11 protein-coding genes are annotated in these 15282 nt (G+C 53.9%); 4 read left to right on the top strand and 7 right to left on the bottom strand.

Translation table 11 applies throughout. The annotated features are described in order from the left end of the window. Positions 1-67 precede the first annotated feature (67 nt). The gene (gene lysS / locus PHE17_RS12265) at positions 68-1573 is read right to left on the bottom strand and encodes a lysine--tRNA ligase (protein ID WP_301016150.1); all 1506 of its coding nucleotides are present in this window, start codon (positions 1571-1573) and stop codon (positions 68-70) included. A gap of 33 nt (positions 1574-1606) precedes the next feature. Then, positions 1607-2702 (bottom strand): peptide chain release factor 2 gene (prfB, locus tag PHE17_RS12260; RefSeq protein ID WP_301016149.1). Its coding sequence is split into 2 segments (ribosomal slippage): positions 1607-2629 and positions 2631-2702, totalling 1095 coding nucleotides; the frame shifts between segments, so codons are not numbered across the junction. A gap of 122 nt (positions 2703-2824) precedes the next feature. Between prfB and PHE17_RS12255 the strand changes: the two genes are divergently transcribed. The 4 genes from PHE17_RS12255 (at position 2825) to PHE17_RS12240 (ending at position 9638) form a co-directional block, all read left to right on the top strand. Then, positions 2825-4243 carry a glutamate--cysteine ligase gene (locus PHE17_RS12255; protein WP_301016148.1) on the top strand — a complete coding sequence of 473 codons (1419 nt, stop codon included), beginning with the start codon at positions 2825-2827 and terminating at the stop codon, positions 4241-4243. A gap of 11 nt (positions 4244-4254) precedes the next feature. Continuing rightward, the gene (locus tag PHE17_RS12250) at positions 4255-5268 is read left to right on the top strand and encodes a M14 family metallopeptidase (protein WP_301016147.1); all 1014 of its coding nucleotides are present in this window, start codon (positions 4255-4257) and stop codon (positions 5266-5268) included. A 73-nt stretch (positions 5269-5341) separates the two neighbouring features. After that, the gene (metG, locus tag PHE17_RS12245; RefSeq protein WP_301016146.1) at positions 5342-7375 is read left to right on the top strand and encodes a methionine--tRNA ligase; all 2034 of its coding nucleotides are present in this window, start codon (positions 5342-5344) and stop codon (positions 7373-7375) included. 13 nt (positions 7376-7388) lie between these two features. Further along, positions 7389-9638 carry a DUF349 domain-containing protein gene (locus PHE17_RS12240; protein ID WP_301016145.1) on the top strand — a complete coding sequence of 750 codons (2250 nt, stop codon included), beginning with the start codon at positions 7389-7391 and terminating at the stop codon, positions 9636-9638. Here the strand turns inward: PHE17_RS12240 and PHE17_RS12235 are convergent. The 5 genes from PHE17_RS12235 to PHE17_RS12215 all read right to left on the bottom strand — a co-directional run bounded on the left by PHE17_RS12235 (position 9628) and on the right by PHE17_RS12215 (position 15268). Continuing rightward, a complete protein-coding gene (locus PHE17_RS12235; protein ID WP_301016144.1) occupies positions 9628-10524 on the bottom strand; it encodes a recombination-associated protein RdgC in 897 nt (298 codons plus the stop codon). The two genes, PHE17_RS12240 and PHE17_RS12235, sit on opposite strands and share 11 nt — an antisense overlap. A gap of 48 nt (positions 10525-10572) precedes the next feature. Beyond that, positions 10573-11709, bottom strand: coding sequence for a DUF1501 domain-containing protein (locus tag PHE17_RS12230; RefSeq protein ID WP_301016143.1), 1137 nt, complete (start codon positions 11707-11709; stop codon positions 10573-10575). A 15-nt stretch (positions 11710-11724) separates the two neighbouring features. Next, on the bottom strand, positions 11725-13017 hold the full coding sequence (locus tag PHE17_RS12225) for a DUF1800 domain-containing protein (RefSeq protein ID WP_301016142.1): 1293 nt from the start codon (positions 13015-13017) through the stop codon (positions 11725-11727). 70 nt (positions 13018-13087) lie between these two features. Further along, positions 13088-14113, bottom strand: a complete 1026-nt coding sequence (locus PHE17_RS12220) for a hypothetical protein (RefSeq protein WP_301016141.1) — start codon at positions 14111-14113, stop codon at positions 13088-13090. A gap of 18 nt (positions 14114-14131) precedes the next feature. After that, positions 14132-15268 carry a molecular chaperone DnaJ gene (locus tag PHE17_RS12215; RefSeq protein WP_301016140.1) on the bottom strand — a complete coding sequence of 379 codons (1137 nt, stop codon included), beginning with the start codon at positions 15266-15268 and terminating at the stop codon, positions 14132-14134. Positions 15269-15282 lie beyond the last annotated feature (14 nt).

The raw sequence follows: 15282 nt of genomic DNA, 5'->3' as shown, positions 1-15282 counted from the left end.
CTTCGCTTTTATCAACGCTTTGCCCCGAAATACAGCATTGGTGTATCCGGGGCTGATGCGGACGAGGTTATTCCGGGCGCATATGAGGGAATAAAATCACGTCCCGGATCGACGGTGCATTGGTAAACAACATAACCAGCCGGTCGATGCCAATCCCTTCCCCGGCAGTCGGCGGCATCCCGTATTCCAGCGCCCGCACATAGTCAGCGTCGTAATGCATGGCTTCATCGTCGCCCGCATCCTTATCCGCGACCTGCTGCATGAAGCGTTCGGCTTGGTCTTCCGCGTCATTCAACTCGGAGAAGCCATTGCCGATTTCACGCCCACCGACGAAGAACTCGAAACGGTCGGTAATGAACGGGTTGTTGTCATTGCGCCGCGCCAATGGGGAAACTTCCGCCGGGTATTCGGTAATGAAGGTCGGCTGCATCAGGCGGTGCTCGACAGTTTTCTCGAAGATTTCGATCTGCACCTTGCCTAACCCGTAGCTGTCTTTAAGTGGGATGCCCAAACTTTTCGCTACTGCTTTCGCGCCGTCCAACGTGTCGATTTGTTCAGCGGTAACGCTTGGATTGAAGTGCAGGATGGAATCACGCACGCTGATGCGGGTAAACGGCTGGCTGAAATCGAAGGTTTCGTCTTGATACACGATTTCGGTATTACCGATCACGTCGGTAGCGATGCCGCGCATCAAACTTTCGGTCAAGTTCATCAGGTCGTGGTAGGTCGCATACGCCTGATAGAATTCAATCATGGTGAATTCAGGGTTATGGCGGGTGGAAAGCCCTTCGTTGCGGAAATTGCGGTTGATTTCAAACACACGCTCGAAACCGCCCACCACCAGCCGCTTGAGGTACAACTCCGGCGCAATGCGCAGGTACATCGGCAAATCTAGCGCATTATGGTGCGTAATGAACGGGCGTGCCGCCGCGCCGCCGGGGATGATCTGCAACATCGGCGTTTCCACTTCCAGAAAATCGCGCTGGGTGAAAAAGTTGCGGATGTAACTGACGATCTTGGAACGGATCACGAACGCATCACGGGTTTCGTGGTTCATGATCAGGTCGATGTAACGCTGGCGGTAACGTTGCTCGTGGTCGGTCAGTCCGTGAAATTTTTCCGGTAGCGGACGCAGCGATTTGGTCAGCAGGCGGATTTCCTTAACCTTCACCGACAATTCGCCGGTTTGGGTTTTGAACAGCACGCCTGATGCCCAAATAATGTCGCCCAAATCCCAGTGACTGTATTCTTCAAATACGCTGTCGCCCAGTACATTTTTTTGGCTGTAAAGCTGGATGCGCCCGGATACGTCCGAAATCGTGGCGAAACTGGCCTTGCCCATCAAGCGCTTGAGCATCATCCGCCCTGCAACCGTGACGTGTACGGGATTTTCCTCAAACCACGGCTTGTCGTATTCGCCGTACTGCGTGTGCAGGTCGGCGGCTTTGTGTTCACGCGCCACATCGTTGGGGAAAGCCACACCCTGTTCACGCAACTTGGCGAGCTTTTCGCGGCGCTGCGTGATTAGTTTGTTCTCATCATGATGTTCGTGCTGGGTTTCGTGTTCGCTCATTGTCATAACCTTGATCTTGTGCCCGTGAGGGTCTTATAAGCCGCTTTTCAGGCTTGCTTCAATAAATTTGTCCAGATCGCCGTCCAATACCGCTTGGGTATTCGCCGTTTCCACGCCAGTGCGCAAATCCTTGATGCGTGACTGGTCGAGGACGTAGGAACGTATCTGGCTGCCCCAACCGATGTCGGATTTGCTGTCTTCCAGCGCCTGCTTTTCGGCATTGCGTTTCATCATTTCCAACTCATAGAGTTTGGCGCGCAATTGCTTCATGGCATTGTCTTTGTTCTGGTGCTGGGAACGCCCGCTCTGGCACTGCACCACAGTATTAGTGGGAAGATGGGTAATCCGCACTGCCGATTCGGTTTTGTTGATGTGCTGCCCGCCCGCACCGGAAGCGCGGTAAACGTCGATGCGCAAATCCGCCGGATTGATGTCGATTTCGATATTGTCATCAATTTCTGGGGAAACGAATACGCCGCTGAACGAGGTATGGCGGCGGTTGCCAGAGTCGAACGGCGACTTCCGCACCAAGCGGTGTACACCCGTTTCGGTGCGTAACCAGCCGAAAGCGTAAGGGCCTTCAAAGCTGATACTCGCACCCTTGATGCCCGCCACATCACCAGCGGTGACTTCCAACAATTCAACTTTGAAACCTTTGGCTTCACCCCAGCGCAAATACATACGCAATAGAATTTCCGCCCAATCTTGCGCTTCCGTACCGCCAGAACCGGCTTGGATGTCAAGGAAGGCATTATTGCGATCCATTTCGCCGGAAAACATGCGTTCAAATTCGAGTTTGGCGACTTCTTTTTCGATGCTGTCAACGTCGGCAATCACTGCGTCGGCGCTGTCTTCGTCGTCTTCCATTTCCGCCAATTCGAGTAATTCTTTGGCGTCAGCAAGGCCGGACGTGATGCGGTCAATGCCGCCAACAATACCGTCGAGGGTGGAGCGTTCTTTACCAAGCTCTTGCGCCCGCTGGGGGTTGTCCCAGATTTTCGGGTCTTCGAGTTCGCGGCTGACTTCTTCTAGCCGTTCGTGCTTGGTTTCGTAGTCAAAGATACCCCCTCAGAGCGTCGACGCGCCCTTGGAGGTCTTTGATTTTGGTGTAGGTGGGGTTGAGTTCCATTGTAATTTCGCTAATACGAAGAAAAGCGGGGATGATAGCAACCCCGCTGGTAGGATTAAAGGATTATCAATCTGCATCCTCCGCAAACGTGGCATACTATAGCTGTAACGCAGGAGGTGAAAATGGGGCAAGAAATCATCAGTGACCATTTCAGCCAGCAGGATTGGCAGGAATACGCGCAGCGCTTACAAGCCGAAACCGTGCTATTGCGAAAGATGCTGGCAAACGGGCAATTTTCCCAGCAACCCGCCGTCGGCGGCTTTGAACTCGAAGGCTGGCTGGCGGATGCGCAATTCCGCCCATTGCCGCGCAATGCCGAGTTCCTGCAAGCCATCAATAACCCGCTGGCAACTACCGAGCTGGCAAAATTCAATATCGAACTGAATACCCCGCCACGGGTACTCGCGGATTCGGCACTGACAGAATTTGAAAGCAGTTTGCGGCAATTGCTGGCACAAGCGGATCAAGCAGCGGATACGATAGCTGCAAACCTGCTGCTGATTGGCATCTTGCCCAGCACAGTTCAAAGCGATTTCTGTCTGGCGACCATGACCGAATCCCACCGCTACCACGCGCTGAATAACGAAATCCTCAAAGCCCGCCGCCACCGCCCGCTGAGCTTGGATATTGACGGGCGCGAGTCATTGCACATCCAGCACGCCAGTGTGATGTTGGAAGCAGCGACCACCTCGTTTCAGGTGCACATGCAGGTTCCTGCGGATAATGCACACCACTATTATAATGCTGCGATCATTGCATCCGCGCCGATCATGGCAGTTGCGGGCAATTCGCCGTTCCTGTTTGGGCGTTCCTTATGGCAGGAAACCCGCATCCCGGTATTTGAACAAGCGGTGGATGCCGGGCGCGAATTTCCGGCGCGGGTCAGTTTCGGCTCAGGCTTTGCCGACCACAGCATTGTGGAATGTTTCGAGGAAAACCTCGCGATTTACCCAGTGCTATTACCGATGGTGCAAGACAAGCCTGCCGAACGTTTTGCCCATTTACGCCTGCACAACGGTGTAACGTGGCGCTGGAACCGACCGCTGGTAGGATTCGACCCGGATGGCACGCCGCATATCCGTTTGGAACACCGCATCTTGCCCGCAGGCCCAAGCGTACCGGATATGATCGCTAACGCCGCCCTATTCTACGGGCTGACCCAAGCTTTGGGCGCGGAACTAGTTTCAGGCGAACCCTTGCCGATGGCGTTTGCGATTGCGCGGGAAAACTTCTACAACGCCGCCCGTATCGGGCTGGACACCCACGTGCGCTGGCACGGCAAAGAATGGCAGGTACGCGATCTGTTGCTGGATGAATTACTTCCTCAAGCAGCAAGCGGGCTGGAACAATTGGGTATTGCCGAAGCCGACATCCGCCATTACCTCAGCATCATTGCCGCCCGTACCGAAACTGGGCAAACGGGTGCGGTATGGCAACAACGCCAGCTTGAACATTGCCAAGGCGACATCACGCGGCTGTTGCAGGCTTACGCCCACTGGCAACATACCCATACCCCCGCCCATACGTGGGCACTGGATTAATTGAGAAAAACATGCTGCAACTGACAGAACTGGATAGCTTGCCGGAAGGCTTTTTCGCCCTCAACAGCCCGCGTGAACTGCATACCCTAATGCCCAACCCCACCCTGCTGCACTTGCAAGGCAGACGTGAACCGTGTTTGTTCATATCCGTACTGCTGCATGGCAATGAAGACACAGGCTTTTTCGCCGTCCAGCAATTACTGCGCAAGTATCAAGGGCAAGTGTTACCGCGTTCGCTATCCATCTTCTTCGGTAATGTCGAAGCCGCGACTTTCGGCAAACGGCGGTTGGATGGGCAACCGGACTACAACCGTGTGTGGCCCGGTACAGACATGGAAGATTGCGACGAAACCCGCCTAATGGCACAAATTACCGAGATCATGGTGGAAAAAAATCTGTTCGCCAGCATCGACGTACACAATAACACCGGCAAAAATCCGCATTACGGCTGCATCAACGTGCTGGATAACCGCTCATTGCAGCTCGCACGGCTGTTTTCCAATATCGCAGTGTATTTTGAAACCCCGCGTGGCATCCAGTCGATGGCAATGGCGCAATACTGCCCCGCTGTCACCATCGAATGCGGTAAACCCGGCGTTGCCCACGGGATTGAGCATGTGTTGGAATTCTTGGATGCCGTCCTGCACCTGCAAGACCTTTCCGACCATCCATTACCACCGCACGATATTAACCTTTACCAAACCGTTGCCCGCGTGACCTTGCCGGAGGAATACGCATTCAGCTTCAGTAACACTGCCGCTGACATTCATCTGTTGCCCGCACTTGACCGCTACAATTTCTCGGAACTGCCCGCCGGGACGGTGTTTGCCCACAGCAATCACCCACAGGCCAATTTGCAGGCTTGGGATGATGAAAACGTGGAGGTCAGCGAGCACTTTTTCACCCGCGAACAGGGGAAAATTTGCCTGAAATTACCGCTGATGCCAGCGATGTTGACGCTGGATGAAAGCATTATCCGCCAAGATTGCCTGTGCTACCTGATGAAGCGCCTGCCTTGGGAATAAGCGCATCGAAGTAGCGAAACTGCCCGCAACCTGCTACCCTTTCCGCCTCATTAAGGACTCGTCAAACATTGCAATGAAGCCAAGAAAAATACTCATCACCAGTGCCCTGCCCTACGCCAATGGCCCGATCCATATCGGTCACATGGTGGAGTATATCCAGACGGATATTTGGGCACGTTTCCAACGTTTGCGCGGCAACGAATGCTATTACGTTTGCGCCGATGATACCCACGGCACGCCGATCATGCTCCGCGCCCAACAGGAAGGCATTGCGCCAGAACAACTGATTGCCCGCGTTGCTCAAGAGCACCAGCGTGATTTCTCAGGCTTCCGCGTGGCGTTTGACAACTATTACAGCACGCATTCCGACGAAAACCGTTACTTCGCGGAATTCATCTATAAGGCGGCGCGGGATAATGGGCACATCGAAAAGCGCACCATCCGCCAAGCTTACGATGAACAAGCGAAAATGTTTCTGCCTGACCGTTTCATCAAAGGCGAATGCCCACGCTGCGGTGCGCCCGACCAATACGGCGACAACTGCGAAGCCTGTGGCGCGACTTATTCCCCGACAGACTTGAAAAATGCAGTGTCGGCGATTTCAGGCACAAAACCTGTCGAAAAAGAAACCGAACACTACTTCTTCAAGCTGGGGCATTTTGAAACCTTCCTGCGCGAATTTTTGAGCAGCGGCTCAGTACAAAAAGAAATCGCCAACAAGCAAATGGAATGGTTTGAATCTGACCAAGGCTTGAGCGATTGGGACGTTTCCCGCGATGCGCCGTACTGGGGTTTCAAAATCCCCGATACCGACGACAAATATTTCTACGTGTGGTTGGATGCGCCGATTGGCTATTTGGCGAGCTTCAAAAACCTGTGTAACCGCACTGGATTAGATTTCGATGCATTCTGGAAACCGGGTTCCGACACCGAGGTGTATCACTTCATCGGTAAGGACATTGCCTATTTCCACACGCTGTTCTGGCCTGCGTTGTTGCATGGGGCGGGTTTCCGCACCCCCACCGCAGTAAATTGCCACGGCTTCCTGACGGTGAATGGCGCGAAAATGTCCAAGTCACGCGGCACGTTCATTCAGGCAGAAAGTTACCTCAAGCACCTCAACCCTGAATGGCTACGTTACTATTTCGCCAGCAAACTCAGTAACGGCGTGGATGACCTCGACCTCAACTTGGAAGATTTCATCGCACGGGTAAACAGCGATTTGGTCGGCAAAGTGGTTAATATTGCTTCGCGCTGCGCGGGGTTCATCAACAAGCGTTTCGACAACAAGTTGGCTGCGCAATTGCCCGATGCCGCACTGTACCAAGAATTTGCCGATGCTTCCGAGCGCATTGCGGAACTGTACGAAAGCCGCCGTTACAGCCAAGCCATGCGTGAAATCATGGCGCTGGCGGACAAGGCCAACCAATACGTCGATGAACAAAAACCGTGGGTATTGGCGAAAGACCCGGAACGGCTAGCCGAGGTGCAAGGTGTTTGTACCCAAGGCATCAATATGTTCCGCGCCATCGTCACTTACCTCAAACCTGTATTGCCGCAATTGGCGCTGGATGCCGAAGGCTTCCTCAATGCCGGTGAATTGACATGGGATAGTGCTGCCGCACCGTTGTTAAACCAAGACATCACCACTTTCAAAGCACTCATGACCCGCGTGGAAGCACCAATGGTAGAAGCCATGCTCGAAGACAATAGACAAGCCATGCCTGCACCCGCAGAAGCACCGAAAGCGACTGGCCCATTGGTGGATGACCCGATCAGCCCTACCATTGAGTACGATGATTTTGCCAAAATCGACTTGCGCGTTGCTACAATCATTAAAGCCGAGCACGTTAAAGGCGCGGACAAGCTGGTGCAACTGACCCTTGATCTGGGTGGCGAAACCCGTAATGTGTTCGCAGGCATCAAATCAGCCTACGAACCATCCGATCTCGAAGGCCGCTTAACCGTCATGGTTGCCAATCTTGCCCCGCGCAAAATGCGGTTCGGTGTTTCTGAAGGCATGGTGTTGGCGGCTGGCCCCGGTGGCAAGGATTTATTCATCTTGACCCCTGACAGCGGCGCACAAGCTGGAATGCGCGTAAAATAAGGTTCACAAAATAATGCTAGGGAATTTATTCAAGCCAAAATGGCTGCACAAGGATGCCAAGGTGCGCATTCAAGCGCTCAATGGTCTGGCGGGCGACAGTGTAGAGCTGATCAAACTGGCGCAGACTGACCCGGATTCCGAAGTACGTATCAAAGCCATTGCCCACCTCACCCATTTGCCAACGTTGGTGCAATTGGGGCATCTATCCGGCTCACTGGCGGAACAGGCTCGACAGCGGGTGATCGGGCTGGCGGCAACTGACCATCATCACGACACCCTGCTGGCGGATGTTTATCATTGGTTACAAAACCCGGCGTTATTACGCAGCATTGCCCGCGACAGTGAACGCGCCGCCAAATTGCGCCGCCACGCCATTGAACAACTCAACGACCAAGAGCTGCTGTTTGACATTGCCAGCAATGACCCTTCCAAAGAAATCCAGTTCCTCGCGGCTAACCGCATCCACGATTTGGAAAAGCTCAAGCTGCTCGACAAGCAACACGGCAAAAACAACAAGCGCCTGCGCCAATTGCTCAAAGAACGGCTGGATCAGGAAGAGCACATCCAGCAACAACAGCTCCAGCTAGAAACCCTGTGCACCAACGCTGAAACACTGGGCAAAACCAAAGCATGGGCACAAGACAAAACCCGCGCCCGCATCCTGCAACAAAGCTGGAATAACGTCGCCAAACACGCATCGCCCGCCCAACAGCAACGCTTCAGCGCCGCAATCGACGCTTTCCAGCAACAGCTAGAGGCTTACGAAACCGAACAAGCACAAATAAACCAACAGCTTGCCCAGCAAGCCGAAGAGCAAGCCCGCTTAGCCGCCGAAGCGCAACTGCTGAAAGAACAGGCAGAACAAGCCGAGCGCGAACAGCAAGAACGCAGCCAGCAAGCGCAAGCCGAAGAGCGCCGCTTACGCAAGCAACAACAAGCTCAGCAAGCCGCCGCCCTCCAGCAGCTACACGCCGACTTGCAAGCCTTAGAAAACCACCTTGAAACCGAACATTACGGCGAAGCTATCGACCAACACCAAGCCCTGACCGCACGGCTCAAGGAAACGGCTGGCCTGCCTGCTGCCGAACGTACCTTTTTCCAACGCCGCATCCAGATGCTCACCCCGTATATCCGCGAATTGCAGGATTGGCGGCGCTGGGGAACCGATCAAGTGCGCAAACAACTGATCGAAACAGCCGAAAACCTGCGTTCCGACGATGAGCTTGACCCGCAAGAACGGGCGAAAAAGGTGCAAGGCTTACGTGACGAATGGCGCAAGCTCTCGCACATGGAACCCGGTCAGCAACGCGCCCTGTGGAAAGAATTTGACTCCACCGTTACTGCGGCTTACGAACCCAGCAAGCAGCATTTCAACGAACAAGCACAACAGCGCAAGGCTAACCTCGAACAGCGCCAAGCCCTGTGCGAACAATTGGAAGCGATGGAAACCGCCACCGATTGGGGCGACGTTGACTGGCGCTCCCAACAAAACGCCGTCAACCAACTGCGCAAGCAGTGGAAAGAAACCGGCACGGTTGGGCACAAAGAGTGGAAAATCATCAACGAACGCTTCAATGCGGCAATGGATGCACTCGAAACCCACTTCAAAGCCGAACGCACCCGCAACTGGCAAGCGCGCGAACAACTGGTTGCCCAAGCCAATGATTTGCTGGCGTTAGAAGATACCGCCCAAGCCATTGAAGAAGCCAAGCAATTGCAAAGCCAGTGGCAGATTACCCTTGCTGCCCGCCCTTCTGATGAACAACGCTTGTGGAAACAATTCCGCGAACCGATTGATGCGCTGTTTGCCCGTTCCCGCGAAGAACGCCAGCAACAACGTCAGGAACAAGACAGCCAACTTGCTGAAGTTGCCCGTCAAGAAGCCGAACAGCGCCAGCGCGAACTCGAACGCCAGCAGAAAAAACAAGCCGAATGGGAGGCTTTAGCTGCCCAATCCGCGCTCAACAAACAAGCTGAAACCGACGCGGATACCCAAGCTGCCAACCAGTCAGCCGGGGAGTTGCTGTGTATGCAACTGGAAATCCTGCTGAACTTGGAAACGCCCGCAGCGTTCCAGAAAACCCGCATGGAATACCAGATTGCACAGATGTCGGAAGCGATGCGCAGCCGCAAAGAAACCAGCAGCCCGCAAGAGCAGGCGTTGCCATTGCTGAAACAGTGGTATGCATTGGGTGGGATGTCCGCCGATGCAGCGACAGAACAAGCCGCCCGCATCGGCGCAGTTAAGGATGCTATGCGCTAAAGCACTTCATCAAATCCGCTAACAACTGCGTGACTTCCCCGGTCATCAGATTGAATTCTATGTCGAGTTTTTCGGCATGGGATTGCGGGTCGGAGTCTTTGAGGCGGTCTTCCAGTACGTCGAGGAAACGCACCCGGCGTACCCCCAATTCATCGGTCAGGATGAAACTGATCTTTTCATCCCACACCAACCCCAGCTTTGACACCATTTTGCCCGCCGCAAGGTTGGACTGGACTTCATCGGTCAGCAATTCGTGGCGTTTGAATACGGCAACGCTTTTTTCATCACCTTGGCTGCGCAACTCACACTCTTCGCCCAACGTAAACGGCGCAGGCAAGCCACCTTCTTTCAGCCATTGGGTCATGAGGCTAGTGGGGCTATTTTCAGTTTTTGGCGCGGCTACTGGCAAACTGCCCAAGCAGGTACGCAGCAATTTGGTCATTCGCTCGGCTTGGCTAGCGGATGAGGTATTGACTACCATCCAGCCATTCGCGGTATCCAACCATGCATCCATTTTGCGGGTACGGGTAAAGGCTTGCGGCAGCAATTCAAACTCAATCTGCTCGCGCATGTCCTTCTTTTCGCGGCTGCCCACCTTGCGGTTTTCCTTGTCCTGCAACAGTGCAACACGTTCATCCAGCTCTTCACGGATCACCGACGACGGCAACATACGTTCCTGATGCGCTACGGTGAACAACATATAACCGTTGACCACATGCACCAGTTGCTCACTATTACGCCCAAAGGGTGACACCCAACCAATGGCTTCCCGCTGCTCCTTGTTGCACCCCAGAAACGGCTTGGACTCCAGTGCATCATGCAGGTCTTCGGGAGTCAGGGCAAAATCACGGCTAAGCTGGAGCAGATAGAGGTTTTTGAACCACATGGGAACGCCTTTTTATAGATTAATGGAAGGCCGATTATGCCGGAAAACTCACACAAAAGGCAGCGTACCGAACTTAGCCCACGGATTACTTTGCCCCAACCAACGTTGCGCCACTGTGCCATAAACTTGACGGAAATCGACTGTGTGGTGCGGGTTGCCGTCGCTATCCAAGGCATTTAAGCGCGGTGCATCACCGTAAATGCCGCCACGGACTTTGCCGCCCAGCACCAACTGCACCGAAGCCGTGCCGTGGTCAGTGCCTTTGCCGTGATTTTCCTGCGCCCGCCGCCCAAATTCGGAATACGTTACCACCAGCACATCATCCCAACGTCCGGCGCGTTTCATGGCTTGGGCAAAGGAATCCAACCCGCCCGCCAGATGGTGCAACAAATTGCTCTGGGTAACGTTTTGGTTAACGTGGGTATCGAAACCGTCAAGCGTCACCAGATACGCCAAGGCATCCACCCCGCTGACAATCATTTTCGCTACCGATTCGAGGTCACGCCCGATTTCACTGGTGGCAAAATTTACCCCCAGCGGCGCAGGGCGTTGGAGCTTACTGCCGATCTGTTGGCCTGCGCCGTACAATTGGTGCTGGATGTTGGTGAGGTGCGCCAGAGCCGGGTTAACCCGCACAGGCTGGATGTCTTCCACCAAACTGACTTGACTGAGGAATACTTGCGGGCTTTGCATCGCCAGCGCATGGCAATCTTTACCCGCCAGCGGCCCCATTTGGTCGCCCATGATAATGCCGTGCAACCCGGCTTGCGGCGAGACTGCCCGCGCCAACCAACCGTCATTGAGGTATTCGCTGGCGTTACTGGCGGTTTCCCAAATATCGTTGGAACGGAAATGCGACAAATCGCCCTGCGGATAACCAACACCTTGCACCCACGCCATTTGCCCCGCATCCCACAAGGGTTTCAGCGCTTGCAGATAAGGGTTCAAGCCCATGCCTTGCCCAATATCCAGCACCTGATGCTGCGGGATCGCCACCGTCGGGCGCAATTGGTAATACAAAGGGTCAGCGTGCGGAATCAGGGTATTCAACCCGTCATTGCCACCCGCGAGCTTGACCAGTACTAAAATTCGTTGGCCTGTGCCGCCCTTTGCTGATGCCCACGAGGGCAATAGCCCCATGAATGGCAACGCCGTCGCCAAGCGTAAAAAATCGCGTCGTTTCATGCCCATCCCTCCCATTTAAACCACCTGAAAAGCCGGATCAAGCAATAACGCCCGCACCAAACGCCGGTCGCCCGGAATGTCCGGCAAAGGTTGGATCGGCCTGACAGGCAACATCCATTCGACCAACTGTTCCGGTGGCGCTTGCGGCAACCTCAACCCGGTTTCGACCTTTTGGTTAAGGTCGCCACGTGAGAGCTTGGTTAAATAGGAAGTCCGCACCAGCAAGGTTTGGGTGCTGATCCAATATTCACCGCCACGCCAGCCACGCACATTGGGTGGGTCGAACAATTCCTGCCCCAACAAACGGCACAGATTGACCAACTCGACCGTGGGTTGGCGTGGGTAAGGGATCATGCGCACGGTTCCCAGCAGGATTTCGACCGGCAACTTGATCAGCGCGCCCCGGTTATTGGCTGCCCAAAATGCGTCACTGTTCAGCACTGCACGCATCAAGGCTTTGATGTCATACCCACTACTACGGAACGCTTGCGCCCACGTTTTGATGACAGCCGCATCGGGCGTGCCGTTATTGACGAAGTTGCGCCAGAATTTTTCGCTGATTTGTTCGGCAATACGTGGGTGTTCCAACAAGATTTTAATGATGTCATCGCCATCAAAGTTACCGGATTTCCCCAAGAAACTGACACGCCCACCGTCGTGTTGGTCAGCGCGGAAAGTGAATTGCCCATTGCGGTTATCCACACCCCAACCCGTAAAGGCTTTGGCGGCGGCTTTGACATCGGCTTCGCTGTAATGCCCACGCCCCAAGGTGAATAATTCCAGCAGTTCGCGGGCAAAGTTTTCATTCGGGCTGCTTTTGGTGTTTTGGTAGCCATCCAGATACACCAACATCGCGGGGTCTTTGGCAATCGCGTGTAACAATTCGGCGAAATTGCCCAGTGCGTGTTGGCGCAGTAGTAGGTTTTGTTTGTGCAGCAGGCTGGGTTGTAAGGTTTTCTGGATGGAGGAGGTGAAATGGTTATGCCAGAACAGCGTCATGCGCTCGGTGAAAGGGTCGCGGGTAGCAAGTATTTGTTCGACCCACCAGCCTTGTAAGCGTTTGCCTTCGCCTTGAGCCACCATCCACGCACGTTTGCGGTTTTGCGCATCCGTCAAGCGCATCGGCTCAAGGGTATACCAAGGTGTCATCGCGGGTGCGGCTTTGACTGGCGAGGCAGGCGGGTTAAGCACTTGCTCAATGGCTTCCGGTCGCGCCTTTCCCTCAAGACGCCGGATCGACTCCCACTCCGCACCCAGCCCGGTACGGGCGACAAGGTGCGTCGCCTCCCCGAAGGTGAGTATTTCCATAACTTTTGATGCCCATAATCGTTACTATTGGAATTATTTAGAATACGGGCGTGTTATAAAGTTCAAATGCTTATGCCGACGAAGTGCGCCGTAAACCTGCTAAAGACATAAGTGTTGAAAGGGAAGAAATCAGCGTTACTAATCCACTGAGCAATAGTTCTACCGACTTGCGCAATATCCTCACCGAGCCAAGCGCCCCTCTCCCTAAAAGCTTCAGGATACCCTTGGTTCCCGCCCCGTATTTGAGCGTGAGCTTTTCCAAACGCACAAGGTCGCCACTATTTTCAACATACTTCAATACGTGCAAAGCATCGGCAGTAGAACTGGCTTTACGGATATTATTGACCTGTTCCGCTGTTTGCTGGAGAGCTTTAACCGCTTGCGGGTTATACGCTTTAAGCGCGGCCTTACCAACGCCATCCATACCTCTTTCTGCCCGTGCTGCCAGCATGAAGGCTTTGTAGTTGAACACGTCTGAACCTTGCTTCAACAGGAGTTTCTGGAAATCAGGGGTCAAACGGCCCGCACGCGCTGCCAGCTTGGTGGTGGAAACGCCGCCTTTAGCCGGTGTTGCTGCCCCAGCACTGGCAACGGTTGCCGCCGTCAAGCCGATCCCTACCCCCGCGAGTGTTACTACCAATTCGTTGACAGGCTTGTTTTGGGCGTAAAGTTGGTATTGTTCCCACAAATCACGCACATCCCCCACCACGGTAAAATCGGAGGTGATTGCGCCAGCAACACCCGCTCCGCTTTCCGCTTTCCCGTCGATAAAGCCGGTGCTGAAATCGTTGACAGTACGGCGAGCGGTATTGAATGGCGATTCCAACTCTTGCAGTTTCGCTTCAAATTCCGTCGGGGCAATGGTGTAACCGAAGGTCTTGGCAAGGCGCAAGTACATGCGGGCATCTTCCGGGTTATCCGCCGCAATCGCTTCCCGCACCGAAGCGCGTATATCGTCAGTGCTGACCTGATGCAACATCATCTGCGCCACATCCGCCGCGATTTCATCGTATTGCCAATAGCTCAGCAACGCCTTGACGCTGCCACCCAACAGCAGCAGGGAAATCAACAGTACCGAGAAATTCCAGATTTTCATGGGTATAAGCCTAGTGCATTAACGGTTGCCAAAGGGGGAAAAGAAGCTGCCAAACGGGTCGAAATCATCTCGCAGCAGCGTGTAACTTTTCAAATACAGCCTGAACTGTTTCACATCACGGAATAGCCGCAGGTCATGTTTAATGCTGGCAATCTCTTCCTGCATGGTACGGATGTCCTGTTTCAACAACGTCCACAAACGTTTGGGGGTCAGCGGTTCATACGGCGACAGCCCGACCGTGCTTTTGAGCTGCAACTCCATCATCCTCACCTCTTCCTGAAGCTCGTCCAATTGGTTTTGCAGGACTTTATTGTAGTGCTTGAGGCGATCTTCGGCGATATTGTTGATTTTGCTTTGGTCGATCTGTTCGACGGAAAGTTGCAGTTCCAGCAATTGCAGCAAATCCTTATTGCCGTAAGCCACCGTGACTTTTTGCATCAATTCGGTTTTGCGGTCACGCTCCACCGGGTCTTGCTCGCGGTCGGGGTGTAACGCTGCCACCAGTTGGCGGTAAACGGCTTGGATGGATTTACTGACGTTGGCTTGCTCTTCCGCTTCACGCGCTTCTTTTGCCAATTGTTTGGCGGTTTTCTTGCGTTTGGAACGCTGTTCTTCGGCTTGGCGCTGGTGTTCTTGGATTTTCCCCATCAGCAACTCAGCGGCCTTTTCCGGGTCAGACAGGTCAAAATCCTCATCCACCGGGACACCTAAGCGCTGCTCCAAGAGGGTTTTCAGCATTTCACCCTGCATATCCAATTCTGCTTGCGCTTCGGCGTCGAAATCGCCACCACTGTAGCGGTTATAAAGCGGTTTCAAATCCTCACGCCCGTGGACAGTGATCAATTCCTCACAGATTTCGCTGATCATGTGGGCAATTTTTTCTTGCTGGTTCGTGGTGAATTTTTGTGTTAGGTAAAGTTCGTCCAGCATCGTAACCAGTTCTACCTGATGTTCACTGTAGGTTGCCTTCAAGGGGTTGAGCTTCGCGCTAACTTCTTGCAGGCATTGAGGAACCGTTTCTTTCCATGTGGCGAGCAGTTGCTTCTGCACGTCGATTTTCTTGATCAGCGCGTTGAATTTTTTCTGTGCAGGGGTAAGGCTGGTCTGCTGCGCGTTATCGGCAATACGGACGGCTTTAGTATGGGTTTTTGGCATGGCTAGCAAGGGTT

This window comes from Thiothrix sp., assembly GCF_028714775.1.
Classification (GTDB): Bacteria; Pseudomonadota; Gammaproteobacteria; order Thiotrichales; family Thiotrichaceae; genus Thiothrix.
The sequence above is the reverse complement of the archived record's forward strand: the minus strand, read 5'-3'. Positions and strand labels throughout refer to the sequence as shown.